Annotated in this window: 22 protein-coding genes and 1 tRNA gene; 9 read left to right on the plus strand and 14 right to left on the minus strand. The window is 63.3% G+C overall.

Features of this window, described 5'->3' with window-relative positions:
* Window positions 1–52: 52 nt before the first annotated feature.
* Window positions 53–475 (plus strand): hypothetical protein, encoded by a 423-nt coding sequence (locus tag LC039_RS06915; protein ID WP_226622594.1) that lies wholly within the window; start codon window positions 53–55, stop codon window positions 473–475.
* A gap of 181 nt (window positions 476–656) precedes the next feature.
* Here LC039_RS06915 and LC039_RS06920 read toward each other — a convergent pair whose 3' ends face one another.
* The 5 genes from LC039_RS06920 to LC039_RS06940 all read right to left on the minus strand — a co-directional run bounded on the left by LC039_RS06920 (window position 657) and on the right by LC039_RS06940 (window position 6,995).
* Window positions 657–1,991, minus strand: a complete 1,335-nt coding sequence (locus LC039_RS06920) for a Y-family DNA polymerase (protein ID WP_226622596.1) — start codon at window positions 1,989–1,991, stop codon at window positions 657–659.
* Between the two features lie 584 nt (window positions 1,992–2,575).
* Window positions 2,576–3,700 carry an ABC transporter permease gene (locus LC039_RS06925; RefSeq protein ID WP_226622598.1) on the minus strand — a complete coding sequence of 375 codons (1,125 nt, stop codon included), beginning with the start codon at window positions 3,698–3,700 and terminating at the stop codon, window positions 2,576–2,578.
* A gap of 17 nt (window positions 3,701–3,717) precedes the next feature.
* Window positions 3,718–4,644, minus strand: coding sequence for an ATP-binding cassette domain-containing protein (locus tag LC039_RS06930; protein WP_226622599.1), 927 nt, complete (start codon window positions 4,642–4,644; stop codon window positions 3,718–3,720).
* Complete coding sequence (locus LC039_RS06935) at window positions 4,641–5,603, minus strand: HlyD family secretion protein (protein ID WP_226622601.1); 963 nt, start codon at window positions 5,601–5,603, stop codon at window positions 4,641–4,643. Before LC039_RS06935 ends, LC039_RS06930 begins: the two co-directional genes overlap by 4 nt.
* A 552-nt stretch (window positions 5,604–6,155) precedes the next feature.
* Window positions 6,156–6,995: an SHOCT domain-containing protein gene (locus LC039_RS06940; RefSeq protein ID WP_226622603.1), complete on the minus strand. Its 840-nt coding sequence runs from the start codon at window positions 6,993–6,995 to the stop codon at window positions 6,156–6,158.
* A gap of 540 nt (window positions 6,996–7,535) precedes the next feature.
* Between LC039_RS06940 and LC039_RS06945 the strand changes: the two genes are divergently transcribed.
* Window positions 7,536–8,168 (plus strand): tyrosine-type recombinase/integrase, encoded by a 633-nt coding sequence (locus tag LC039_RS06945; RefSeq protein WP_226622604.1) that lies wholly within the window; start codon window positions 7,536–7,538, stop codon window positions 8,166–8,168.
* Between the two features lie 661 nt (window positions 8,169–8,829).
* Here LC039_RS06945 and LC039_RS06950 read toward each other — a convergent pair.
* The 5 genes from LC039_RS06950 to LC039_RS06970 all read right to left on the minus strand — a co-directional run bounded on the left by LC039_RS06950 (window position 8,830) and on the right by LC039_RS06970 (window position 14,993).
* The gene (locus LC039_RS06950; RefSeq protein WP_226622606.1) at window positions 8,830–9,696 is read right to left on the minus strand and encodes a DUF6895 family protein; all 867 of its coding nucleotides are present in this window, start codon (window positions 9,694–9,696) and stop codon (window positions 8,830–8,832) included.
* A gap of 566 nt (window positions 9,697–10,262) precedes the next feature.
* Window positions 10,263–10,568 carry a hypothetical protein gene (locus LC039_RS06955; RefSeq protein ID WP_226622607.1) on the minus strand — a complete coding sequence of 102 codons (306 nt, stop codon included), beginning with the start codon at window positions 10,566–10,568 and terminating at the stop codon, window positions 10,263–10,265.
* A gap of 467 nt (window positions 10,569–11,035) precedes the next feature.
* Window positions 11,036–13,597 carry a calcium-binding protein gene (locus tag LC039_RS06960; protein WP_226622609.1) on the minus strand — a complete coding sequence of 854 codons (2,562 nt, stop codon included), beginning with the start codon at window positions 13,595–13,597 and terminating at the stop codon, window positions 11,036–11,038.
* Window positions 13,598–13,769: 172 nt separating this feature from the next.
* On the minus strand, window positions 13,770–14,258 hold the full coding sequence (locus LC039_RS06965) for a hypothetical protein (protein WP_226622611.1): 489 nt from the start codon (window positions 14,256–14,258) through the stop codon (window positions 13,770–13,772).
* 96 nt (window positions 14,259–14,354) lie between these two features.
* On the minus strand, window positions 14,355–14,993 hold the full coding sequence (locus tag LC039_RS06970; protein WP_226622612.1) for a hypothetical protein: 639 nt from the start codon (window positions 14,991–14,993) through the stop codon (window positions 14,355–14,357).
* Between the two features lie 1,140 nt (window positions 14,994–16,133).
* Here LC039_RS06970 and LC039_RS06975 point away from each other — a divergent pair.
* The 5 genes from LC039_RS06975 (at window position 16,134) to LC039_RS06995 (ending at window position 18,239) form a co-directional block, all read left to right on the plus strand.
* Entirely contained in the window at window positions 16,134–16,427 is a 294-nt protein-coding gene (locus LC039_RS06975; protein ID WP_226622614.1) for a hypothetical protein, read from the plus strand.
* Between the two features lie 315 nt (window positions 16,428–16,742).
* Window positions 16,743–17,081 carry a hypothetical protein gene (locus tag LC039_RS06980; RefSeq protein ID WP_226622615.1) on the plus strand — a complete coding sequence of 113 codons (339 nt, stop codon included), beginning with the start codon at window positions 16,743–16,745 and terminating at the stop codon, window positions 17,079–17,081.
* The gene (locus tag LC039_RS06985; RefSeq protein WP_226622617.1) at window positions 17,072–17,320 is read left to right on the plus strand and encodes a hypothetical protein; all 249 of its coding nucleotides are present in this window, start codon (window positions 17,072–17,074) and stop codon (window positions 17,318–17,320) included. The genes LC039_RS06980 and LC039_RS06985 overlap by 10 nt, the downstream gene beginning before the upstream one ends.
* Window positions 17,321–17,496: 176 nt before the next feature.
* Window positions 17,497–17,805 (plus strand): hypothetical protein, encoded by a 309-nt coding sequence (locus LC039_RS06990; protein WP_226622619.1) that lies wholly within the window; start codon window positions 17,497–17,499, stop codon window positions 17,803–17,805.
* A 230-nt stretch (window positions 17,806–18,035) separates the two neighbouring features.
* Window positions 18,036–18,239: a helix-turn-helix domain-containing protein gene (locus tag LC039_RS06995; protein WP_226622621.1), complete on the plus strand. Its 204-nt coding sequence runs from the start codon at window positions 18,036–18,038 to the stop codon at window positions 18,237–18,239.
* Between the two features lie 88 nt (window positions 18,240–18,327).
* On the opposite strand, the gene LC039_RS07000 is transcribed toward LC039_RS06995, so the two are convergent.
* Window positions 18,328–18,403: transfer RNA gene (locus LC039_RS07000), tRNA-Thr, on the minus strand.
* Between the two features lie 49 nt (window positions 18,404–18,452).
* On the minus strand, window positions 18,453–20,120 hold the full coding sequence (locus LC039_RS07005; protein WP_226622623.1) for an ABC transporter permease: 1,668 nt from the start codon (window positions 20,118–20,120) through the stop codon (window positions 18,453–18,455).
* Between the two features lie 95 nt (window positions 20,121–20,215).
* Here LC039_RS07005 and LC039_RS07010 point away from each other — a divergent pair, with 95 nt between their 5' ends.
* Window positions 20,216–21,097 carry a hypothetical protein gene (locus tag LC039_RS07010; RefSeq protein WP_226622624.1) on the plus strand — a complete coding sequence of 294 codons (882 nt, stop codon included), beginning with the start codon at window positions 20,216–20,218 and terminating at the stop codon, window positions 21,095–21,097.
* Between the two features lie 173 nt (window positions 21,098–21,270).
* Here LC039_RS07010 and LC039_RS07015 read toward each other — a convergent pair whose 3' ends face one another.
* On the minus strand, window positions 21,271–21,528 hold the full coding sequence (locus LC039_RS07015) for a DUF2312 domain-containing protein (protein ID WP_092429970.1): 258 nt from the start codon (window positions 21,526–21,528) through the stop codon (window positions 21,271–21,273).
* A gap of 179 nt (window positions 21,529–21,707) precedes the next feature.
* On the opposite strand from LC039_RS07015, the gene LC039_RS07020 reads away from it, so the two are divergent.
* The gene (locus LC039_RS07020) at window positions 21,708–21,923 is read left to right on the plus strand and encodes a hypothetical protein (RefSeq protein ID WP_226622626.1); all 216 of its coding nucleotides are present in this window, start codon (window positions 21,708–21,710) and stop codon (window positions 21,921–21,923) included.
* Window positions 21,924–21,932: 9 nt separating this feature from the next.
* On the opposite strand, the gene LC039_RS07025 is transcribed toward LC039_RS07020, so the two are convergent.
* Window positions 21,933–23,915, minus strand: coding sequence for an enoyl-CoA hydratase-related protein (locus tag LC039_RS07025; protein ID WP_226622627.1), 1,983 nt, complete (start codon window positions 23,913–23,915; stop codon window positions 21,933–21,935).
* Window positions 23,916–24,075: the final 160 nt, after the last annotated feature.

Consider the following 24,075-nt stretch of genomic DNA (forward strand, 5'->3'; position numbering starts at 1 on the left):
GATGCAGCATTCATGTGGATGGGGACCAAACGAAACCCGAGAGGAGGACCTCATGACTGCTCAGAACGAATTCGCCAAGATGTTCGCCGCGATCCCGAACGTTTGCAATCCGGACCTGGCAAAGGGCGGACTGGCATCGGTTGCCGAGTACAACGCGAAGATCGGTGGAGTCGCGCTCGACACCTCCGAGAAGTCGAACGAAGTTCTGTCGGCCTCGACCAAGAAAGCGCTCGGCAACATGCGCGAGCTGACATCCGTGCGTGAGCCTTCGGCGTATGGTCAGGCCTTTGCGGGCTTTATGCAGGCGCAGATGGAACTCGCCCAGAGCACGGCCGCGGCGCTTTTCGAAGTTGCGCAAGGCGCGGGCGAGCAAGTGGGCTCGGCTTCTGCCGGCGCAGCCGAGAAGGCTGAGACCACCGTCAAGAAGACCACAAACGCAGCCTCGGCGCGCAAGACGGCGTCTGCACCTGCCTGAAACAGCCTGAAGTTCCGAATTTGGAGGGCGCGTCCGCACCGGGCGTGCCCTTCGCATTTCGCGGCGCAGGTCCGCTCTCGCGGGTGTCGGCCTCGCGTTGCGACAATGGGACACGGTACCATTTTTCGGCTTTGGTGCTTGGAGCACCCCCCGGTGCACACCCAGAAGCCGCTCACGTCCCTCAATAGGACAAGAACTGTGTGGCCTCGTCCGCGGTGGGCGTGTCGCTGAAGTCGGCTTCGTCAGGGATGCGGCCGAAGGCGATCTTTGCGCCGACATAGCCGCCATGGACCTCCTCTTGGACGCCAAGGGACAGGGCCTTTGCCCCGTGCGATTGGCGCAGGCTGTCCATCAGGTCGCTGACCTTTTCCCATTTCACTCGAGAGGCATTGTCCGCGCCCTCGTCCAGCGCGCCGCCGAACAGATCACCGGTGACCTCGCCGTCAGAGACAACACCCTGCAGGGTCACGCTGACCGAGCGTGGCGAAAACCGCAGGGAGAGGCGTGCCTCCTGCAAGCCCTTGGAGAGGGTCCGCGTGAAGGTTCGGTCGTCCCGCGCGGCCGCGAAGCTACCTCGCCAGGTCCACTGCTCGTCCTCGGACCCGCGCCCGTTCCGAAACGCCAAGGTCAGTTCCTTGGCGCGCAGGTTGTCGCGGCGCAATCGCCGGGCGGCGCTGAGAAGGAGCTGCCGAGCGCAGGCCTCCACTTTGTCCGGCGTTCGCCCGTCCCGCGGCAACACACGTCCGTGGCCATACATGCTCTTCTTCGTCTCGGGGCGCTCGGCGTGACAGCCGTGGAACTCGTTCCAGAACCGCTCGCCTTCGACGTTGCCCCAGATCTGCCGCGCCTGTTTCGGTGCAAGCCGCCACAGCCCGCCGATATCTCGGACGCCTGCGGTGGCAAGGCGCGCGCCAATGCCTTTGGAGATGCCCGGCAGGTCACATAAATCGAGGTGGGACAGGCAATCTGGCAGGGCCTGCGCCTCGATCAGTGCGAAGCCGTCCGGCTTGTTCATCTCGGCACCGACCTTGGCAAGCAGCTCGGTCGGCGCCATGCCGATGGAGCAGGTGAGGGCAGGGCTGAAAGTCTGTGCCAGCGCGTCCTTGATGCGCGCCGCCAGTGTCTTGCCCTGCGCCGCTTCGCTGGGCGAGAGGTGGCAGACCACCTCGTCGATCGACCGCACGTGGGCCACCGGGAGGATGCCGCCAATGACCTCGAGGATGCGCTTGTGCAGCCGCACGTAGGCGTCATGCCGCGCGATCACAAAGACCATATCAGGGATCACTTCGCGCGCCGCGCGGATTGAGGCGCCGGATTTCACGCCCCGCGCCTTGGCCTCGCGGCTCACGGCGATGCAGCTGGTATGCGGCGAGTCCAGCGGCACAACGCCCAACGGCCGATTTCGTAGGTCGGCGTTGAAGTGTTGTTCAGCAGAGGCGAAGAAGCTGTCGAAGTCGAGGTAGAGGCGTTCGACCTTTGGCTGGCCCCCCATCCCGTTCGCCTCTCCGAAGGTCATGTCTGTTGCCTTTCAACCTGCCGACATGACCGAATGTCGGATTTCTGGGGTACAGGTTCAATGCCTGACTTGCTCGCAATGCCGCGAGTAGACCCTGCTTGGCTGAGCAGATCGTTCCTCTGGCGTGCGATCAAAAAGCTGCACCGAGGGTGCTGGCGTTCTCGGACATGCCTGAAATTCGGAAGTGTCTCGCCCAGCGGATGCCGCAGGACCTGCCGCGCGCAATATCTCTGACGAGCTCGTGTGCCTCCAGAGAGAGGCCAATATTGTGCGACAGGAGGATCGAGGGCGGGCCTCCCGGAGGTCGTCACGAGCGCCGAGATGATCTTCAATGGCTTTTCCCGGTCATTCGCGCAGCTAAGCCCAGGCGGTGTCGGTCGCTCCGGCGTCGAATGTCCTGACGTCGCCTTTGAACAAGACGGTGCTGAGCTTGACGCACCAGTCCACCCGCAGGGGTGCGCCCACCATTGCGGGCCGCCCGACATCGAATGCCTCCGGCGCGAACGTCTTAAGCCTTGCCTTCGCTTCCCTCCGCGATCCTGAGTTTTTGATCTTCTCTTCCTCGTGGCACATGCGCTGCGCGGTCAGTCCAGCCGCTTTCGGAACCGCAGGGCAGCCACGATCAGTCCCAGTACCGCAAATCCCAGCAGCCATGCCGCGTCCGGTCCGAGATCCGCGAATTCCGCGTCGCGCAGTACCACGCCGCGAATGATGCGCATGAAATGCGTCGCGGGCAGCAGGTCCGCGATCAGTTGCGCACTGCGGGGCATGCCCTCATAGGGGAACATGAACCCCGACAGCAGGATTGACGGAAGCAGGACAAAGACCGTCATCTGCATGGCCTGCAACTGGCTTTTCGCGACTGTTGACAACACCAGCCCCAGCGACAGGCTCGCGAAGATGAACAGGAGCGTGACGAGGAGGAGCGTGACGAGCGATCCGGCCGTCGTGACCGAAAAAAGCAGGGCGCCCAATCCGAGGATGATGAACACCTGCACGAGGCCGATCCCGATATAGGGAATGATCTTGCCGATCATGAGTTCCAGCGGCCGGATCGGCGTGGTGATCAGCATCTCCATATTGCCACGTTCGCTCTCGCGCACGATGGCGGCGCCGGTGAACATGATCATGGTCATCGTCAGGATGATCCCGACAAGGCCCGGCACAATGTTCACCACTGTCCGTTGCTCGGGGTTGTAGAAGAGTGTGACTTCGAACGTCGGCGTGGGCGCATTGGTGGGCTCGCGGAAGAGTTCGCCCAGCGGCATGAGCCGCAGCGAGCGGATCGCGCCTGCCACAAGCGTGTCCGATCCGTCGGCGATCCATTGTGCCACTGGCCTTGCCGTTTCTCCCTGCGCCGGCGGAGCGAAACGACTGAAGGCGCTGGAATTTCGCACCAGCCGGTCGTCGATGTCATGCGGGATGATGAAAGCCGCGCGCACCTCTGCGCGGACAATGGCGCGTTCGGCCTCCTCGACCGTGGCGAACCGCCGCTCGAAGTGAACCACCTGCGTGGCCTCCACCATCTGCGTCAGCGCCCGGCTGAGGCTCGTGCCGCTCTGATCGACGACGGCAGCCGGGATGTGGCGGACCTCGGTGTTGATGGCATAGCCGAAAAGTACCAGCTGGATGAGCGGGATCATCACGATCATTCCAAGGGTCAGCCGGTCGCGCCTGAGCTGCAGCAGCTCCTTGCGCAGGATGGCCATCGTGCGGCGCGCCGAAATCATCGGGCCGCGCCGTGGGTGGCCAGCACGAACACGTCCTCCAGATTGGGCCGGACCGCCCGAGGCGACACGTCGGGATGACCACGAAGGGCTTGCGCCACCGTCGCCTCGGAATTGGTCACCGCCCCGGCCACGAGGACGCGCAGCCGTGCACCGATCTGGGCGACCGAGGCGATGTCCGGGTGCTCCGCCAACTCGCGCCCGATGTGGCGCAGGTCGTCGCCCGCGACCTCCACGACCCGGCCCTCGGCCTTCTCCATGAGCTCCCGCGGGCTCCCGTCGGCGCATTTCCGTCCCCGATCGAGGATCGCGATCCGATGACAGCGCTCGGCCTCGTCCATCAGGTGGGTCGATACGATCATCGTCGTCCCCAAGTCGACAAGGTCGAAGAGCCTTTCCCAGAAGCCGCGCCGCGTCTCGGGATCGACGGCGGAGGTCGGCTCGTCGAGGAACAGGAGTTTTGGCTCGTGAATGACCGTCGCGGCCAGCGCGAGACGTTGGCGCTGCCCGCCGCTCAGCGCGCCGGCAAGTCGCCCCGCTTGCTCGCGGAGGTCGTATGCCTCGAGGAGCTCGTCGATGCGATGCCGTTTCCGCCTGGCGGGCAGATCGTGGATCTCGGCGATGAACCTGAGGTTCTCGAAGACCGTGAGGTCACGGTAGTAGGTGAACCCCTGCGTCATGTAGCCGACTTGGCGTTTGAGCGCCTCGGCATTGCCTGGAAGCCGTGTTCCCAGAACCTCAGCCCGACCCTCGCTCGGAGTCAGAAGACCTGTGAGCAATCGCATCACCGTTGTCTTGCCCGAGCCATTGGGCCCCAGGAGGCCGTAGACGACGCCCTTGGGGATCGTAAGGTCCAGCGCGTCGACGGCGGTATTGGTGCCGAAGCGCCGCGTCATGCCGACGACTGTCGCCACGGTTTCGCTCATGGCAGCGTTGCCGTTACCGGCACGCCGACCGGAAGCTCCGCCGCCTCGGGCGGAAGCGCCACCTCCGCAAGGAAGACGAGTCGGCTGCGCTGGTTCTGGCTGAGTGCGTAGTAGGGCGTGAAGGCGGACTCGTTGCTGATCCAGCGTAGGCGGCCCTCGAAAACCGCCTCCGTTCCGTCGAGACGAACCATGACAGGGGCCCCGATCGCCAGCCCGACGCGCGCGGGTTCGGGGATGTAGATGCGCGCGTGCGGCCTTTCGCCGGTCAGGAGTACGGCCACGGGACTGCCAAACGGCACGCGTTCGCCCAGGTTCCAGGGGAGGCTGTCGAGCATGCCGTCCCGCGACGCACGGATCGTCAAGTCCTCCAGCCGGGTGCGCTCGGCGGCGACCTCCGCATGGGCGGCTTCGACATGCGCCGTGGCGATTTGGATGTCCTCTTCGCGAGCGCCCTCCCTGATCTCGGCCAACGCCTGTTCTGCGCTGGTCAGCTCGGCGAGAGAGGTATCGCGGCGGGCGATGTCCTGATCAAGACGCGCCTGCGTGATGGTGCCGCTTTCCAGAAGGCGTCGATTGCGATCGAGGGTCGTCTCCGCTTCCTCGTAGACGGCGTGGGCGCCGCGCACGCGCGCCTCCGCGATCGCAACCTCCTGGTCGCGCGCGCCGCTCCGGACACGTTGCAGGTCCGCTTCGGCCTCGGAGAGCCGGGCGCTCGCGAGCTGCAGGTTCGCCTTTTGCACCGCGTTCTCGAGCTGGACAAGAACGTCACCTGCTGCAACCGCGTGGCCTTCGGCGACGGGCAACTCGGTGATGATCGCGTTCGCGGTCGCCGTCAGGACAACGCGCTCGCGCATAAGGACGCCGAGAGCAACGACCTCGCCGTCTTTCGGTTCACAGGATTGCATCAGCATCGGCAGCAGGAGGGCCGGGACTGCCATTGCCTTGAGTATGGGAGTCATGACAGAAGCCCTTTCTGATCCCCCCCTACGCCTTTCGCTGCGCGACACTACAGCGCCCCGGTTGGTTTTCCCCTGATATGAATCAAACCAATCGGTTCTTGGCCTGCTGAGTTACCGTCGCCATTCAGCCGGCAGGATACCCGCACCGCCGATCCGTACACAATTGCAGCATCTGGAGAACCGGTACGCGGGCTGCGACGTGACCATCGACTTGCTTGCAGAAACCCCAGAGCGCTGACTGACTGAGCTGTCATAGCGCAGAGGTCGACCCGTCAATCGTCCTGACGGACGGCGTCCGCCGTGCGGTGGGCAGCCGATGCGGAGTGGTCCTCTCAAGCAACTCTCCCGAGGCCGGTTCGGCGTTGATCCGAACCTCCGCGTCAAGCCCGGTGGTCGAACCGTGCCGCACAGGGAGCGAACATCCACTTCCCAACTCCTACTTCCCCGCGCGCGCCGTCGCAGGACAAACCGAGCGCGTGCAGCGAACGGCAAGAAGGTCCGCTTCATCAGGCTGGGCAACTCGAGCCGAGCGGCCGCGGTAGCGAATTCAGGCTACAAGCGCGCCAGGAGCTCAGCTTTCTTCGCCTCGAACTCTTCCTTAGTGAGAATACCCTTTTCGAACAGGCCCGCGAGCCGTTCGATCCGGCTAAAAATCTGATCATCGGTCATGTCTCGAGAGGCCGCTACACCAGGCGCGGTTCTCGGTTCTGGCTCCGTGTGCTGTATAGGTGCCTGAGTGGCGGCAACTGGCGCGGCCTCGGACGGTTTGGGGGCGCTGTCTGGTGACGCCAGTGAGTTGCCATCCACGATGGGCAAGTCCGAGAGATGAACGAGCCCGTGCTGGCTGGTGAAGCTGAGGCTCTGTCCGACGCCCTGCGCCTGTCCGAAGCCGCCGATCTGGTGGTCGCCAGTATCGTAGACCGTTGTTCGCCCTCCGACCTTGATGGCCAGCCTGCGCTTGTCGGCGAAATAGGCGTACCGAAGGTCATTTTGCGTTCCGACAGAGGTTGGCTGACCTAGATCGGCGGGCCAGTCACTGGTCTCCTGTACGAACAAGCTGACGCCGGACACGTCGTGCATCCCGCCCTGCGATTGCGACTGTGAGGAGATAGGTGCGGCAAACAGGCTGTGCTGCTGGACGATCCCCGAAAGGTCCGTGCACAGAGAGTCGACCCGCGCCTTGAGGCCATTGTTGAACATATCGCCGACCATGGTCATGCCGCCCTGTGACCATTGCCCCATACCACCCAGCTCGGGGTGGTTGAACTGCGCCTGAGTGCCATGCCCGGCGGACACAGCCATGAGCATGTGCAATGCGGCATCGCTGCTGATCCCATGGCGCGCTGCGATGTCGGCGACAATCTCCTCGCCTTCATCCGTGAGTCTCGGCATCTGTGCATCTCCGGTTACTCTGAAGCCGACGCTAGCACCGATAGGCTCCGGTAGACACCTGTGTTCGAGCGCTTTGGGTCCGGCGGGCTCCGCGTTCGGTATCTCGTCGGGATGAGATATCGCCATTGCCGAACAATCGGGCCGGTCAGCCGACAAGGGATCAGCCTCGGACATGCCTCTTGGCGTATGTCACCGTGACCTACGCCGGTGCACGACGCCAGTCGCAAGGAATCCAAAGACCCCGAGGACATGTCGAGATTGTGCCAGAAGCATGGTGACTCTCAATTGTCAAAAATCTCCGCCTTGGTTGTCCAACGCTCTCGGGATGAAGGTCCGCTTTGCTGTGCCAGAGCATTCGGTGCGAAGGGCAAGTTAGGGCTGTCACCAGCCAAATGCGCTCGTGCAAGCGCTCGGCCCAGCACCCACGATTCAGACTTGGCGCCGCCTTGCAGCATCGCGGTGCAGGATCTCCATGCTAGCATTACGCCGCCGGCAACGGGTCGGAGATGTGGCTGGGCGCGGTGGAGGGAGACCTTCACCATGAGAAATGAGAACCTACCCGCCGTTCGCCCCACCAAACCCGCCTGGAACCGTGGCCGCATTGTCGGACAAAAGCGGCCTCTATTGCCTCGACACGTCTGGGCCATCCGCGTCCGTTTAGAAATCGCAGCGAAGATCCGCGACCTCGCGCTCTTCAACCTCGCGATCGACAGCAAGTTACGCGGCTGCGACCTCGTGTGCCTGAAAGTGACGGACGTGCTTTCTGCCGGTTCGATCAAGGAACGCGTATCGGTCGTGCAGCAGAAGACTCGACAGCCGGTGCGCTTCGAGATCACCGAGGGCACGAGGCGGTCATTGATGGTGTGGCTCGCTAACCCGACGATGAGGGGCAGAGAGTATCTATGGCCCGGCCGCGTTCATGATCGTCTGCACATTTCGACGCGGCAGTATGCCCGATTGGTAAAGGGCTGGGTGAGCTCGATCGGGCTGGAGCAATCTGCGTATGCCACGCATTCGATGAGGCGGACTAAGGTGGCCCAAATCTACCGCAAGACCGGCAACTTGCGCGCCGTCCAGTTACTGCTCGGGCATTGCAAGATGGACAGCACAGTTCGCTACCTGGGTGTGGAGTTAGAAGATGCCCTGACAATTTCTGAAGCTGTGGACCTCTGAGAAACCAATCTTCGGACCTTGGCCATGGACAAGGCTAAGGCCCGGAGCCAGCCCAATTCGCCCCTTGCCCCGAGTTGCCTACGCGGCGAAGCGGACCTTCACACCGAGAATAAGGGGTGGCAGCAGTGCAATCGATGCTACCGTTGCCCCAAGTCCCGCTTTAAAGGTTTCGGCCATCAGCTTTACGAAACTCAAGCAGTCAGAGAATTGGCAATTCTTATGTATCCTTCAAAAAAAGCAAGAAAATTCCACACTCCCCCTGAAGCCTTGAGTACGGCAACGGCAAGGGTGACTAAAGGTCGCAAACATTGGGTATTTCTGGAAGCATAGAATGGCGGCAAAGCTACGGCCATTGTGTATACCCTGATCAGATTCAGGCGCCGGCTCTCGTTAGCGGAGTATATCAGTAAAAATTATTTTAAAAAATACTCAGTACACGCTTGGATCATTTTCACTAGTGAATGTAGTGAAAATTTTAAAGCCAAAATTTAACGAACCGTGACGCTGGCGTGAAGTCGTGAAGTCGTGGAGTCGTGGAGTCGTGGAGTCGTGGAGTCGTGGAGTCGTGGAGTCGTGGAGTCGTGGAGTCGTGGAGTCGTGGAGTCGTGGAGTCGTGGAGTCGTGGAGGGGCTGATCGAATAAGACTGGGTAGGCAAGTGTTTCAGTCCGAATACATCGCAAACATACACATAGAAACTAATGTTGTGTGATAATTCTTATAGAAAGCGCGCTCCGCAGCGTCAGCATCGATTGCGAGCATAAACTGCTGACCCGCATCCTCTGGACCTTCAACAGCTCCATTCTCCTGCTGGACCACAAGAATCGAGTTCGCCCAATGCCTTCCCATAGAGACTTGCCCTATACATCTTAAGACAATGCATAGTTCCCCGACCAAATCGTAATTGGCCTCCTCACTGTAAATTTGACACCAAACAGGAGCCCAATTAACCAAGTATTCTTTTACGTCTGGCGTTAGAACCGCATCCCGCGCGCCAAAATCCGTCGCGTAGAAAACTTCATGAGTAACAGCGTAAACCGATTGCTCTGATAGCACCCATGGTTCAGGTTTCTTAAATAGAAAGCTGTTATCATAAAGCTCTAGATTCTCCTCCCTGCACAACAGCCGAGAAACAGCAAAATCGGTCGCTATATTGATCCATGCCTCCCCTTCGACGGCGCCAAATATTTGCATTCGAGATATCTCTTCGAGCAACTTGGACAGTCTATAATTCTCGAACCCAAGCTGCTTGAAGAGATATAATGTGGTTGCCAGTCTATATATGTCTGGCTTTGCCATAAGAATCCTAAAGAGCAAATCCCCTTGCTCACATTCACCCCACGCCCATGAAGCGATTCTGTGCAAGACCTTCGGATTCACTTTGCTCCTACAAATGTACAGAGCGAGCAGTAGCTCGCTTAAAGGTTTGAGCTTGATGATTTTAATATTATCGCTACCTTTTCCTATCTGAAAATGGGCGAGATTTTCCTCAATCCAAGTTTCGCTTTTTCTCAACCCGCCTTTGAACACTTAGCAACTCCAATGAGGGCTAAAAATAGCCCTTTCCCAAGTGAGAGAGACATCCGAGATGAGAGCAACCTGACAGCAGAGATAACGCTCAATCTCGGCGTCTACGGACGCTATGTCTCCAGTCTTTTTGTTGACACGTCCCAGAACGGATGCAGCTCGATACGAGGAAACGAAATCTCCTTTCGCCAGGTAGTAGCAAATATCTCTTCGCAACTCTGGAGGTTCTAATTTAAGGCTTGACCGCTCATCTAGTTCAGAGGGCTTTACAAGTGCAAACCTAGATAGTTGGTAGTACACATCACGAGGAAGAGGCTGCCAGACGGTTTGCTGACAACCAGCGCCTAAAACATTGCTTTGGCTAAGCTTTTCAACGAAAAATTTGGGCAAAGTACGCTCAGCGCCCTGCCCAAATAGAAAATATGCAGCGCACACCTCCAGCCAATACGTCTCAACCACTGGCGCCATCTCTGGATCTTCACAAACATGCAAAAACCTATCAATGCCGACCTGGGGTATCGAGCAAAGCAATGGCAGGATTATTCCGCGCTTGTCTAGAGATGGATCATTCACAGAGGCTGTGACCAGCAATCAAGGCAAAAGTCACAAATGATCATTGAACTAATTTCGTTCGGCGTTCCAATCGTCGCCCGCAATCCACGTATCTGCTCAAATTCATCTTTGGGGAGCACTTCCGCTGCGGGGCAGGTCTCCTCTGTGCAATCTCCCGAGCAATCAATATCTTTATCAGAAATCTCAGCAAATAGTTTCGCTACAATTGCTCGCTGCTGATCGTTCATCTCAACTTGATTCAAGTCGATTTCGATCGAAACACCATTCCCATGATTCATTTTCACCATATGTGTTGCGCGCATAACTTGCCCCTAACCGACTTCTTGCATGTTCCAATTGATCTTTGTTAGCTTGATCTCTTATCTAAGGCGGGCATTCGTTTGGGGGCTCAACCCGACACGCCCCAATCTGCCGACCCTTTGGGAAATAAAGGTCCAAATCTACCCTCAGGTCAAGTATTTTGCGCCCGATAGGGGGCTACCATTTTCTAACCGTTCAGTTTCGAGAGAGCTGCTTACAAAGCCGCCACTCGTCCTTGAGCAGAAAGTGGTAGGTCTGGGGGCTCAGAGGGGCCGATCCCTGCTCCCCGCCTGAACGGCAGCTTTCGGGAAATGAAGTCTGCGGAGCTAGGTCCGCAATCTGCGCTGTCCTGCCTTACCAGGGCAGCGTGCTAACCGTCCGCTTCCTGCGCACTGCGTCCGGTTTTCAACCCGGTTCCTTTTGTTTACGCCGCCCGGGCAACTGTGGATCAGACGGCTAGTGCGGAAGCTCAGACAAAACTCACTGCATCCGCGACACCAAAGGCGAGCATATTGCTGTTCCCGTGCACAAAAAGGATCTCGATTTCGCCCGCTGATTGCCCAGCGCCACCAACGAAGGAGATGTTGAGCATGTCGCCAAAGACGCTGAGCGACGATGGTTGAAAATGCAAACCGCCGTGGTCGTAGAACCTCAGCGTGTCGCCCTCCGCCGCCGAGAAATCGACCAGCACGCAGCCCGAGGAACTCGCTGTGAACTCGAAGACGTCCGCGCCCGGGCCACCTTCCAGCGTGTCCCGTCCGGTACCTCCGAAAAGCGTATCGTCGCCGGCGCCGCCACGGATCATCTCACTGGCATCGGACCCCCAAACGACGTCGTTCCCGCTTCCTGCATCGATCTCGATTTCCGACCCAGCGAGGCTAAAGTACCGGCTTGTCAGGTCCACGATGTCGTCTCCCCCACCAGTCCAAATCTGCTCGATCGAGGAGAGCCGAGCACCCGAGGCAAGGGAGAGCTCTTGATGTCTTCCAGGAACCTCATCGTCCAAGAAGAGTGCATCCGCTCCGTCCCCGAATACCAGGCTGTCCTGACCGGCGCCGCCCTGCAACACGGTGGTGTTCACCTTCCTTTCGGCAAGCGGCAAGATAACCCCGGTCCCCTGTCCGCCGTAGGCCCCGACATTGTGCGCTCCGACCCCGGACCCGTAGACGGCCGTTGCCACGATTTCGAGGCAATCGTTGCCATCTCCCGCGCGGATCAGCTCCAGCCCGTCACCGCCGCGGATCGTGTCGTTGCCGGGCCCACCATCGAGCAAATCATCACCGCCATTGCCGGCCAGGAGATCGGCGCCCGCGCCGCCGATGAGCGTATCGCTCTCCCCTCCCCCGAAGAGCCAGTCGTTTCCTTCGCCGCCAGACAGATGGTCTTCGCCCCAGCCACCGACGAGGACGTCATCTCCGGCGCCGCCGCGCAGCAAATCGTCGCCAAATTGGCCTTTCAGCGTGTCGTCACCTGCGCCGCCTAGGATCTCGTCGGGGCCACCGGCGCCCTCGATCCTGTCGGGGCCTTTGCCGCCTTCGAGGTGATCCCCCTCATCGGTGACCCGCTGAAGGACCACCTTCGAGAGAGACCAAGCTTCAGCATTGAAGCTCAGTACCGGATCATCCAGCATGAATCCGCCGGGCCCGGAGAGAACGGCGTTGCCAGCGTTGTCGAGCGGGTCAGGGCTCGAACTCGTCATTTGCACGTACTGCGCGAAGTAGCGGGGTGACCCGAGAACGTCCGCCAAGTCGATCCGGAGTCCTTCCTGCCGCTGACCGCTCCGCTCTCCGACAAGCAGAACCATCCGGTCTGCACTATCGAATCCGTGAATGTCGATTTGTCCTTCGATGTCAAAATCGAATGCCGGGCTCAGGCCCGGCAAGTCAGTCGACAACCACTGGAAGGTCTGTCCGCCGAAAGTCAGGTCGCCCTCGAGACTGTCGATCAGCGTGCGGTGGATCACGCTCGGGCTGCCAAAGGTGATTGGCCAGAAATTCGCGCCCGCGACACCGTGCGAAGCCAGTTCAAAGAACGCTTCGACCGTTGTGTGCGCGTACTGCAGACCGTTTGCATTACCGAGGTTTTCTGAAACCGCGCTCCATCCCGGATTGCGAGCACTCCACTCCGTGACGTGGTAGGGAATGTCGTCAAGGCCAAGGCGAGCGGCAAATGCTGCACGTATGGAGGTGAGCGCGAAGTCTTTTTCGTGGTCGATCTCATCGAAGCCGCCATCGAAATAGAGATGTTCGACAATCCCTGTGAGAGCCGCCGCAGCTCCCGGCAGATCGGCAAAGTGACCGGCGATCGCCTCGCTCTGCTCCCGAGCATTTCCGTTGCCGGGCATCGTCGCTTCGAGCCATCCCTGCTCTGCAACGGCGCCGTCGCCGAGTTCGTGGAGAATGTAGTCACCCGAGCCATCTGGCTCGAGGAGGACGCGCCTGCTGCTGAGCGGGCTGTAGACATTCGCGGAACTCGCAGCCTGGGCGACGATCTCCGCACCTGGCGCCAGATCGGCAAGAAGAACGGCAAGGCGTGCGGAGATGTAGCCATACTCTCTGGCCGTCATCTGACCACTTCCCCAGAACTCATTCCCCAGCTCAAAGCGGGCAATGGTCACGCCCTGCGCCGCGGCCATTTCCGTCGCGGCCTGGACGTAGGCGGCGACGTGATCGAGATAATCGCTGTCGATTTGGTTGCGCACCCCGTAATCGCCGGAGGCCAGTGCTTGCCCCATGCTTTGTTCGAACGCAACGCGGGTGGGTATCACCAGCTGGACAGCAGCCCCGACTTCGCGCGCGACTTGCATGAAGGACGATAGCGGCGTGAGCGTGCGAACAACGCCCCGGTCATCGACATAGGAAGCCAGATCCCAGTTCCCCGTCAGGAAGACCTCTTCTGCAAAAGCGTTCTCGGTAACGCTGCCCCCTGCGTAACGCAGGGTCTTAGGATGCAGAGTGCCGAGCAAGGTGAGCAGCTCGTCGTCGTCCGTGAGCTCTTTGTCGTAAATTGTGACGAAGTTGGTCCCGAACATCTCTTCGCTGATGATGTCTCGGGAAAGGCCCGTGCCCCGGCTTGGAGAGTAACTCGGCATTGCCGCTGTCCTGGTCCGCGAAAACTCCGGAAAAACCTGCAGGCCAAAGGTTTAGAAAGGAGACTCGGAAGTTCATTTCTTTCCGCTGCATTTGAGGGGCTTTCTCAGGAACCTAGACGTTCAGGTAGTCCTCCTCTGAAATGAGCGTCTCCCGGCGCGCGAACAGCCAGAACATCTTGAGCCAGCTGCTACAGGCGCGGGCCATATGGTGGGATGGGTCTCCCAGGTCGCGGGCAACCTGCTCGAAATCCTGTTCACTTTGCGCCACGAAGGCGGACGCCAAGATGAGCAATGTGCCTTCTCTTTCCTCGAGCATCGCCTTCACATAGGGCCTGTCCCGGCAGTAGTGCATCCAGAACAATGCGGTGAGCGTGCTGTCTTGCAGGCGCCTTTCCGGGCCATGAACGTCGACCGAGTGCCGCAGGTCATATCTGACAATATCGAGCAGATTATGGACCCCATTGAGGGGTGTTTCGCGATAGTCGGGGCAAAAGGAACATCGGAGACGGCCGGCTCTGCGATCAGCCAGCAGCTTCGCTCTCGGGAGCTGCAAGGTGTCGGCGACTTCATACGTCGTAAACGCACAAGTTACGGGCCACATGACACTCATTCTCCAAAGGAGGTCCTGCAAGTATGAACTCAGACTTTGGTTAAACTGCTGTCAATCCTGCGCACGGCAGCGCCGCAACACAGAATTTCATCGAGAGATAGGGACGTTGCTCACGATCTCGGGGGAACCGAGATCTCCATTCTGAAAGTCGAGTCCGCCGTTCTCCAGGCTCTTCTGGAAGAAGCTCACGCCGGATTCGATTCGCGCAAGAGACTTGATACCGGCGGCAAGCGCCTCTGCCTCAAGCTCGGCATCTTCGGAAAACAGGGCGCCACCATCCTCTGACCACTTCAGGCCATCTGGGAAGGTCGCTCCTTCAGGGACGTAGTAGAGATTGGTGCCTCCATGGAATCTTGTGACTTCCATATCGTCGTGCCGCATCGTGTCGACATGGTCTGCCTCGATCACGTGGATGAAACCTCCATCTCCCTCCGGAAGCATCACCGAGACCGTTGAGCCTTCGCCAGCAAGAACAGTCCGCAAGGACCCATCGAGTCCGCGGGTGCTGAAAAGGTCTGGAAGCGCCAGCAGGTCGGCCTCCGAGAAGCACAGCGCTTCCAGTTCGGCCTCCGGCGGATCTGCGTCACGCCCTGCGTACGCAGGCTCGCCCGGGAGAATGAGGCTCGCGTCATCCGGCAGGCCATGGGTCTCCTCCCCGCCCCATAGCTCCGCCGCGTCGTCATCTGCCTCCTCATCATCCTCCGGATGCGTGGAAAGGAAATCCATCCCCACGATACCGAAAAGCAATCCAACCCCTAGAAGCACGAGAGATATTGGAAGCATGCATCAACCTGCAGACAGCCGCTCTATCGTGAGGCTAGGCGCTGCTCATCTTCGTCACGAGAGGCGAAATCCCAAAAGTTTGTCGCGAAATCCACGCGGACATCGCGAGGTCACGCGGCTCAACGAGCCATTAACGTCTCGGCGGTTCCATGAGATGAGCCAAATGGATAGAGGCCAAGGCGTGAAACCGACTCCCAAGACAGACTTTGCAGTTATTTTTCCAGCTACGATCTCATGGCCGCGAAACTTGCCGCTATGGCGTCTGTGTCTTGTGGCTGAGCTCATCTCTTGTCGGCCGGCTCCTGACCCGCTGTGAGTGTCATCGATGCTAAATCGACACTTCGTCTGGGCCTGATACGCGGCGAGCTCTTTGGCCAACCGCCGGCTGTACACAAGCGAGCGGTGGGGCTTTCACCCCCAGGCCGCGGTCGCTGTCCCAACACCGCATGGCTATCGACACTGAGCGCCACCATACGCGAGACCCGCGTTAGAGTGATCCCTCGATAAGATTAGATTTTCTGGCGTAGTCATTTGAGACCTCGCGGCGTCGCCGAGCTGCCGTTGGGGAGGCGCGTGACGACCCGACAACGGCGCATTTTTGGCGCGACAAAACCCGCCGCGCGGCGGCATTCTGTTGCTATCCTCGGGGGGCGCGCCGCGGCTGACCGATGGCGCCCTTTGCTCCCTGGGCCCCCCAACATGACGTTATTTCCGCCCCTGCACCGGGCCCGGGAGTCCGATCTGGCCCCTGCCAGGGTCCTCCTCTGGCGCTCGGCGTATGCGGGCGGCGGAAGCGCATTAGATCGCTAGTTTCAATTGATTTTTTTGGGTTCGCACCTCGGGTTCGCAGGTGCGCACCCTGCGTCGTGTCTGGCCTTCTGTGGCGGGACGCGCCTACCCTGGGAGATGCCATTGAAGATCGAGCTTCTCGCCCCGCACGAGCTGGTGCCCTACGACCGCAATTCGCGGACGCCCCCAGCATGACAGATCGCCCAGATCGCCTCGGCGATCAAGGAGTTCGGCTTCACCAACCCCATACCGCTTGGCGGCTATGCCGAGATAATCGCGGGCCATGGTCGCCTGGTGGCGGAGATGGTTGGGGGCAACACCCCGGTTAAGCCGCATTTCACCGGCGCGGTACGCGCGGCGATCGTCGGCGATGAGGTGGTGTTGACCCGCGAAAGCGACGATTTCCCAGCGGGCACGGAAGTGCGTTGTCTGGCAAACGGCGAGTGGCGCGACGGGACCGACCAGGACCCCATCATTTCCGGCATGCTCTATGAGACCTGGGCAGGCGACAATCTCGGGCTCGGCGTGCCGCTGCTCGGCTTGGTCAGCGGCGGTCAATTGGTCTCGAGTTGGAGCGTCAAGACCTGATCGAAGGGGGGGGGTGGCAGGCTGAAATCCAATCCATGCCACCCGCCACCCCTTGCCGGTTTCGGCTATAAATTATTGGGGTGGCACGCTCTCGGAGTTTCGATTCCGGCCATGCCTCCCCCGGAGCCCCGCGCGCGCCGCGCTCGCGCGATGTATCACACCGATCCCACTTCCTTCCTAAGTGTCTGCAGCGGAATCGAGGCTGCCTCTGTCGCATGGCCCCCTCTCGGCTGGCGCGCGGCTGCCGTCTCCGAGATCGACCCCTTTCCCTGTCATGTCCTGGCGCATCGCCACGATGCGGGACCGCCGCTCTTCATGCCCGATCAGGAGGCCTCCGGACTTGGCCTGAAGGAGCGCCGGGCGCGCGCAGCGGCCATCCGCAAGCTCGGAGATCTGCTCGCCAACTCCCCCATTCTGCCCGACGAGCGCGGGGCAAAGCTGCGGGCCATCGTCGGGCATCAGGTGATGCCGTATTTCACCGACGAGCGGCTGGGCCAGGTCCTGCTTGCCGCGGTCATCAATGGGCTTCTCTTCGAGCGCACCTTGATCTGCGCGGCACTGGACGGGCGGGCACAGGCGCCCGAGGCACCCTGCCCGGAGCAGTCATTGACGGCAATCTGGGAGGCGCATGAATGCGGAGCGACATGGAAGTGAAGGACGCCAGCATCAATATCGGCTGCGGCTGCACCCGCTGCAAGGCAGGGGCATTGACCGAGGTGGCGACCATGCTCGAGCAGGATAGCCGGGAGGACGCCGGCTTCGTCCTGCTCCTTGCCGCCGCCATGCTGCTGCCGGAGCCGGCGAGGTGGTCGAGCGCAGTGCCACTCGCCTTCTCTCTCGCGCGCGTCTCGGATGAGGCGCAGCCGCGCCCGCAAACCGGCACGGCGCACTGATGGCGGCGTGGGTATCCTCGCCCTGGTGGCTCGGCGATAGGGCCTTTCCCCTCGCCGACACCGCGCTCGAGGCAGAGCGTCTCGCCACCTCTTCCCTGCTCGGCCCGGATGGGCAACCGCTGGCCTATGCGCCCGCCCGGCTGTGGGGTCCGATCTGCGGCCTCGGGAGGCGCGCAATGGCTGATCTGCACCGCAACCAGCGCCCCTTGAGGGCTGCCATGAAACACGCGGACCACCAGCGCCTCCGGCGCCTCGTCGAAGGCGCCGTCACGGATGCCTTCCGCAGCCATCCCGACTATCTCACCGACCGCGGCACGCGCCTGGCGGTCGAGAGCGTGACCAAGCATGTTGTCGGCAACCTTGTTGGCCACGCGATGCAGACCCGCGAAGGTGGTCGCTCCGGCGGCTCTTGCGGCGCGGTCTTGCCAATGATCACGCCATCTCCGGCCAACGACGGAGCCGTCCGGGAAGCGATTTCGCCCTAGGGAACCGCCCAACCTTCGGGCGCCGGGCGATCTTTTTCGCTCGGAATCCTCGATGGCAGCAGGGGGGCACGGACGCGATGCTTAGAGGCCGGCTCATGCCTCCCTACCACCCTCATCAGCGTTGCAAGGAGTTGCACACTTTACAATGCCAACCTCTTACAAGCTATCGACTCCTCAGGCAGGCACGCCCCACCTAGGTCCGCCGCTAGTCGAAACCAAAGGAGAACGACATGACTGCACCGATCAAAGCGCTCTATGTCAGAATGGCCCACGCTCAGGAGGTCTTCGGAATCCACCGCGTGACCTTCTACCGCTGGGCTGAAGCCGGGCAGATTCGCGTCTACAAGAGGGGCGCGATGTCCCTGCTCAAGGTCGCCGAGATCGAGGCATTCCTCGAAAACCGCACTGAAATGATGCAGGGCGTTGCTGAGTGATGCGCGACTACTTGGGGGGCTATTTGGGGGGCCGAGCGACATCCGCCTTAGCGGAATCGTTTTAGATCAGATACTTAAATTCGTAACTTGGTGCCCCCACACGGACTCGAACCGCGGACCTACTGATTACAAATCAGTTGCTCTACCAGCTGAGCTATAGGGGCACCGTGGGCAGAGGGATATGCCAGCTTCGCCCCCCAGTGCAAGAGCGATTCAGCGATTTGCGCGCGCGAGCAGCCCGACCGCCGCCAGTCCGACGCCGATCACCAGCACCGCCGCCGGGGCGGCGCCTCCGAGGTTCTCCAGCGAGGCCTGGTCGTGCACCCGGGTCGCCAGGGTCTCGTAGTTGAACGGGCGCAGCAGCAGCGTCGCGGGCAGCTCCTTCACGCAGTCCACGAAGACCAGCAGCAGCGCCGAGGCGACCGAGCCGCGCATCAGCGGATAGTAGACCTCGCGGAGGGTCTGGCCCTGGGTGCGGCCGAGCGAGCGCGCGGCGCGGGCGAGGTTGGGCGAAATGCGCCCCATCGCCGCGTCCGCCGCCCCCTGGGCAATGGCGAAGAAGCGCACGAAGTAGGACAGCACCAGCGCGAAGGCCGAGCCGGTCAGCACCAGGCCGATGTCGATGCCGGTCGCGGCCTCTACCGTGTCGGCGAGCACGTGGTCCACCGCCGCCAGCGGAATCAGGATGCCGACCCCGAGCACGGCGCCCGGCGCGGCGTAGCCGATGGTCGAAATCGGCAGCAGCAGCCGCGGCAGCTGCCGCCCCGACAGGCGCACCCCGTAGACCAGGAAGATGCCGCCGAGCACCGTCAGCACCGCCGCGATGCCGCCGACGGTGAGCGTATGCACCCCGGCGCGCCAGAGCCGCGGATCGGCCCAGGCCTGGGCATTGTCGATCGCATGGCCGAGGATCACACAGGCGGGCAGCACGAAGCCCATGCCGAAGGGAATGAGGCAGGCCAGCATCGCGCCAAGCCCCGTTGCACCGCGCAGCGCGGTGCGCGCCACCGGGCGATGCCGCGAGGAGAGGTTGAAGAAGCGCATGCGCCGCCGCGAGCCCTTCTCGAGCAGCACCAGCACGATCACCAGCGCCAGCACCGTGCCGGCGATCTGCGCCGCGCCGCCGGCGTTGTTGCTCTGCAGCCAAACGCTGAAGATGCCGGTGGTCAGGGTCTGCACCGAGAAATAATCGACCGTGCCGAAGTCGTTCACCGCCTCCATCATCGCTATCGCCATGCCTGCGGCGATTGCCGGGCGCGCGAGCGGCAGGCCGACCCGCCAGAACCGCGCCACGGCGCCCTGCCCCAGCGAGCGTGCCACCTCGTCGGCGCTGCCCGGCTGCTCGCGAAAGGCGTTGCGGGCGAGCAGGTAGACGTAGGGGTAAAGCGCCGCCGAGAGCACCACGATCGCCGCCCCCATCGAGCGAATCTCGGGGAACCAGTAGTCGCGCGAGGTCTGCCAGCCGAAGATCTCGCGCAGCCCCGTCTGCACGGGCCCGGCGTATTCGAGGAAATCCACCAGCGCGTAGGCGCCGACATAGGCCGGGATCGCCAGCGGCAGCAGCAGCAGCCACTCCAGCCAGCGCCGCCCCGGGAACTCGTAGCGCGCCACCAGCCAGGCCGCGCCCGAGCCCGCCGCCCCGGCCAGCAGCCCGACCCCCGCCATCAGCTTCAGCGTGTTGCCGAAGTAGCGCGGCAGGGTGGTCGAGATCAGATGCGGCCAGATGTTCTCGGAGGGAAACAGCGCGATCCAGAGAACCGCGAGGATCGGCGCGACGACCACCGCGGCGATGAGCGCGGCGCCAAGCGACCAGGGGTTCGGCAGGACCCGCGCCAGGGACAGGCGCGCGCGGCGCGGGGCGCTGTTGTCGGCAAGGCTCATGGGGGCTCCTTCGTGGTCCGCCGAGAGCGGCGCGCTGTTTTCCTTGGCTCCATTCCGCTTATAGTGCCTGCCGTTGGTAATCGAAAGTGCAGGTCATGCAGGTCATTCTCCATATCGGCGCGCAATGCACGGACGAGGATCGCCTGCTCAAGGGGCTGCTGCGCAACGCCGGCGACTTCCATCGCGAAGGCATCGCCATCCCCGGCCCGTCCCGCTACCGCATGCTGCTGTCGGAGGCGGTCGGCGCCCTCGGCGCAGAAGAGCCGGCCCCCGAGGCCCGCGAGGTGCTGCTCGACGCCATCCTCAGCGAGGATGCCGACACGGTGAACCGCCTGATCCTCAGCCACGAGACCCTGTTGTCCGTGCCGAAACTGGCGCTCGAGGACGGGGCGCTCTACCGCAAGGCCGAGCGGCGGCTGCAGGCGATGGCCCGGCTTTTTGCCGGCGACGAGCTGCAGATCTTCCTCGGGGTGCGCGATTTTGCCACCTGGCTGCCCGCCATGCTGCGCGCCACGCCGCACCAGACGCTCGAGAGCTTCCTGTCGGGCGCTGATCCGATGCGGCTGCGCTGGTCGGAGCTGGTACTGCGGCTGCGCCGCGCCCTGCCCGAAGTGCCGATCACGCTCTGGTGCAACGAGGACACGCCGCTGCTGTGGGGGCAGATCCTGCGCGCCGCCGCGGGGATCGAACCCGACCGCAAGATCACTGGCAGCTTCGATCTCTTCTCCGAGATCGTCAGCCCCGAGGCCATGCAGCGCTTCCGCGGGTTCCTGCGCGAGAACCCCACGGTGAGCGAGGCGCAGAAGCGCCGGGTGATGATGGCCTTCCTGGAGAAATACGCGCTGCCCGGGGCGATGGAAGAAGAGCTCGACATGCCGGGCTGGGACGAGACCTACGTCGACATGCTCACCGGGCTCTACGACGAAGACGTCTGGCAGATGCAGCAGATGGACGGGGTCCGGGTGCTGGCGCTCTGAGTTGGCGCCGCGCCGCGGCGGGGCCGCGATCGGGGGCGCTGCCCCCCGCCTCCGACGACTCCCCCGGGCTATTTTATCTGGACGAAGGCCGAAGCCCTTTGCCCGCGAGGGGACAGCAAAAAGCCGGGACGCGGGGCCCCGGCTTTGCTCGTAGAACGGGACTGGCGCTCGGCTCAGTCCATGCCGAGCGCGGCCTTGTACATCTCCAGCACCGCCTCTTCCTCGGCGATGTCGTCCTTGTCGCGCTTGCGCAGGGCGATGACCTTGCGCATGACCTTGGTGTCGTAGCCGCGGCCCTTTGCCTCGGCCATGACCTCTTTCTGCTGGTCGGCGATTTCCTTCTTTTCCATCTCGAGCCGCTCGAACCGCTCGATGAATTGCTTCAGCTCGCCTGCGGCGACGCCATAGGCGCCGGAATCATTGTCCTGCATCTCATCAACTCCTGCCAGATTTTCTGCCGGTATCGCCGGTTTGACTACCCCCCGGCGCCGCGCCCATCAAGCCCGATCCGGCACGCCGGGGAGATGCCGCCGAGGGTTGCGACGCCCGCGGCGATGCAGTACCCGCCCGGAAAGCGCCGACGGGCGGCGCGAACGGAGGGTAGTGCGGCATGGAATGGCTGATCTGGCTGGGTGCGGCGGTCTCGCTCGCGGGGCTCCTGGGGCTTTTCGGATGCATCATCAAGGTCTGGAGCGCCAAGCGCGCCGGGCTCGACGACGAAGGGCTGCGCGAGGTGATGCGCAAGATCGTGCCGCTGAACATGGCAACGCTGCTGCTGTCGGTCTTCGGCCTCGCGATGGTGATGGTCGGCATCCTGCTCGGCTGAGCCGGGGGCCTAGCGAACCGGCCAGTCCGCCGCGCGCGTGGTGACCAGATCGTCCCAGAGCGCATGCGGCGCCCAGAAGGCGCGGTCGGGATGCGCCACCCCGGCGAGCGCCTCGCGCACAGCCCGCGCCCCGAGGCGCAGCGCGGCCGACATCGGCCCGCCGCGCCAGCGCGGCATCTCCAGCACCTGCAGCGCCACAAGGTCGAGATCGGAGGCCCGCGCCAGCATGCCCGTGGACAGCATGCGCGCCCCCTCGTTGGCCATGGCGCCGATCAGCAGCAGACGAAGCTGCGCAGCCGGCAACGCGCGCGCGTCGGGGCGGCGGGCCGCGAGGAAGGCGTGGACCTCGGCGCTGCCCTCGGGCGCGCCGGCCTCGGGCCAGTCATAGAAGCCCGCGCCGCCCTCGCGGCCCCGGCGCCCGGCACCGGCCAGGGCGCTGGCCCAGTTCTCCGCGCCCTCGGCCCGGACCTGCGCGCCGAGACGCGCCAGCCCCATCTGGTCGCGGCGCAGGAAAGGTCCGCGGCGCCAGCCCCAGTCGCGGCAGGCGGCGTCGATGTCATAGGGGCTCTGCCCCATGTCGACCAGCGCATCCGCCGCCCGACAGCAGACATCGAAGATGCGTCCGCCGAGGCTTTCTCCGCCCGATCGCACGCGGATCGCGAGGCAGCCCATCTGCTGCGCCAGCGCCTCGGCCTCGGCGAGCTGCTCGGCATGGGCCTCCGGCCCGGCGATCACCTCGACCAGCCTGGCGCCGAGCGGCGCCGGAGCGAAGCGCAGGCCGACCTCGCGCACCCGGCCCGGATAGGCGACAAGCCGGCTGACGCCAGCCGGCGCCGCGACGTCGCGCTGCCCCGGCCCGGCCAGCAGGATCAGCCCGGCGCTGCGCGCCATGTCCGCGGGCGTGCCGACGCGCAGCCGCGAGAGGCGCTCCTCGGCCTGCTCTTCTGTAGTGCTCCCGGCGTGCCGCGCCGTCTTGAGACGCCGGTGCAGGGCGATCACCCCGGCGTGCAGCACGTCCGGCGCGTCGCAACCCCAGTCGACCCCGGCGGCGACGGGCAGCAGCGCCTGCACCAGCGGCAGCGCCAGCGGCCCCTCGCCGAGCACGGCGATGCGCTGCGGCGCGCGGCGTGCAGGCGCCATGGCGGCGGCGGCGCTGCGCTCGGCGGCGGCGACGGCGCGCAGGGCGGCGCTGGCCTCGGTTTCGCGGCAGGTCTCGAAGGCATCCACCTCGAACTCCAGACCGCCCGCATAGGGCAGCAACTGCGCCGCTTCGACCGCGGCGACGATCTCGCGCGGGGCGGGATTGCCCGCGCTCGCGACCTCGGCGCGGCGGGCTGCCACCGCTTGCTGGTAGGCCAGAGGATCGGCAAACCCCTCGCGGCGCTGCGCGGCGGGGCGTGGCCCCAGCCCCTCGGCGCGCAGCTCGGCGCAGAAGGCCCGGGTCTCTTCCTCGAGCGGGCCCTGCGCGAGATGGTCAATGAGCCCACCTGACGCCGCGTCGAGGATGATGGCCTGCCCCGAGAGCATCAGCTCCAGCGCCGGCCCTGCCCCGACCAGACGCGGCAGCCGCTGCGTGGCGCCGGCGGCAGGCGTCAGGCCAAGGGCGACGTTGGGCAGACCGAAGCGCGTGCCGGGTGCTGCGAGACGGTAGTGCGCCGCCAGCGCCAGCTCGGCGCCGGTGCCCAGGGCGCAGCCGTGCAGCGCGGCGATCACCGGCTTGGTGCAGGCCTCGATCCGACGACAGAGCTCGGCGGGCGTGGGCGGGGCGTGGGGGCCTTCGAGCTCGGCGGGGTCGTCCCCCTCGGAGAAGCAGGCGCCCGCGCCCTGCAGCACGATGCAGGCGACGTCGCGGTCTGCCTCCGCCCGCTCGATCTCGGCGAGCAGCGCGCCGCGCAGCGCGGGTGTCAGCCGGTTGGCCGCATCGCCGGACATCTCCAGCCAGGCGATCCCCTCGCCGTTCCGCACCTCAACCGCGCCTGCCGCCTGCGCCATCTGCCCGCCTTTCCAATTGCCTGCGGGCGCAGAAGCAGCGCCCCGCAGCCCGTCCCGATCCTCATGCCCTCCGGCATCCCCGCGAGCTAGTGGGTTCCGCACGGCGCGGCAAGACGAGAATCCGCCGCGCCGGCCCTTCGGGCCGCGCGGCGGTGTGGCC

The sequence above is a fragment of the Alloyangia pacifica genome (assembly GCF_020524285.1).
GTDB classification, from domain to species: Bacteria; Pseudomonadota; Alphaproteobacteria; order Rhodobacterales; family Rhodobacteraceae; genus Salipiger; species Salipiger pacificus_B.

What these genes read in the sequence shown, in the direction of transcription:
- LC039_RS06990 (WP_226622619.1), top strand. Translation starts at nt 17,497, where the DNA reads ATGGCTGATCTGCACCGCAACCAGCGCCCCTTGAGGGCTGCCATGAAA.
- LC039_RS07015 (WP_092429970.1), bottom strand. Translation starts at nt 21,528, where the DNA reads ATGCAGGACAATGATTCCGGCGCCTATGGCGTCGCCGCAGGCGAGCTG.
- LC039_RS06970 (WP_226622612.1), bottom strand. Translation starts at nt 14,993, where the DNA reads ATGGATTTCCTTTCCACGCATCCGGAGGATGATGAGGAGGCAGATGAC.
- LC039_RS07010 (WP_226622624.1), top strand. Translation starts at nt 20,216, where the DNA reads ATGCAGGTCATTCTCCATATCGGCGCGCAATGCACGGACGAGGATCGC.
- LC039_RS07005 (WP_226622623.1), bottom strand. Translation starts at nt 20,120, where the DNA reads ATGAGCCTTGCCGACAACAGCGCCCCGCGCCGCGCGCGCCTGTCCCTG.
- LC039_RS06980 (WP_226622615.1), top strand. Translation starts at nt 16,743, where the DNA reads ATGCCCGATCAGGAGGCCTCCGGACTTGGCCTGAAGGAGCGCCGGGCG.
- LC039_RS07025 (WP_226622627.1), bottom strand. Translation starts at nt 23,915, where the DNA reads ATGGCGCAGGCGGCAGGCGCGGTTGAGGTGCGGAACGGCGAGGGGATC.
- LC039_RS06935 (WP_226622601.1), bottom strand. Translation starts at nt 5,603, where the DNA reads ATGACTCCCATACTCAAGGCAATGGCAGTCCCGGCCCTCCTGCTGCCG.
- LC039_RS06945 (WP_226622604.1), top strand. Translation starts at nt 7,536, where the DNA reads ATGAGAAATGAGAACCTACCCGCCGTTCGCCCCACCAAACCCGCCTGG.
- LC039_RS06915 (WP_226622594.1), top strand. Translation starts at nt 53, where the DNA reads ATGACTGCTCAGAACGAATTCGCCAAGATGTTCGCCGCGATCCCGAAC.
- LC039_RS07020 (WP_226622626.1), top strand. Translation starts at nt 21,708, where the DNA reads ATGGAATGGCTGATCTGGCTGGGTGCGGCGGTCTCGCTCGCGGGGCTC.
- LC039_RS06930 (WP_226622599.1), bottom strand. Translation starts at nt 4,644, where the DNA reads ATGAGCGAAACCGTGGCGACAGTCGTCGGCATGACGCGGCGCTTCGGC.
- LC039_RS06960 (WP_226622609.1), bottom strand. Translation starts at nt 13,597, where the DNA reads ATGTTCGGGACCAACTTCGTCACAATTTACGACAAAGAGCTCACGGAC.
- LC039_RS06920 (WP_226622596.1), bottom strand. Translation starts at nt 1,991, where the DNA reads ATGACCTTCGGAGAGGCGAACGGGATGGGGGGCCAGCCAAAGGTCGAA.
- LC039_RS06925 (WP_226622598.1), bottom strand. Translation starts at nt 3,700, where the DNA reads ATGGCCATCCTGCGCAAGGAGCTGCTGCAGCTCAGGCGCGACCGGCTG.
- LC039_RS06940 (WP_226622603.1), bottom strand. Translation starts at nt 6,995, where the DNA reads ATGCCGAGACTCACGGATGAAGGCGAGGAGATTGTCGCCGACATCGCA.
- LC039_RS06995 (WP_226622621.1), top strand. Translation starts at nt 18,036, where the DNA reads ATGACTGCACCGATCAAAGCGCTCTATGTCAGAATGGCCCACGCTCAG.
- LC039_RS06985 (WP_226622617.1), top strand. Translation starts at nt 17,072, where the DNA reads ATGGAAGTGAAGGACGCCAGCATCAATATCGGCTGCGGCTGCACCCGC.
- LC039_RS06955 (WP_226622607.1), bottom strand. Translation starts at nt 10,568, where the DNA reads ATGCGCGCAACACATATGGTGAAAATGAATCATGGGAATGGTGTTTCG.
- LC039_RS06965 (WP_226622611.1), bottom strand. Translation starts at nt 14,258, where the DNA reads ATGTGGCCCGTAACTTGTGCGTTTACGACGTATGAAGTCGCCGACACC.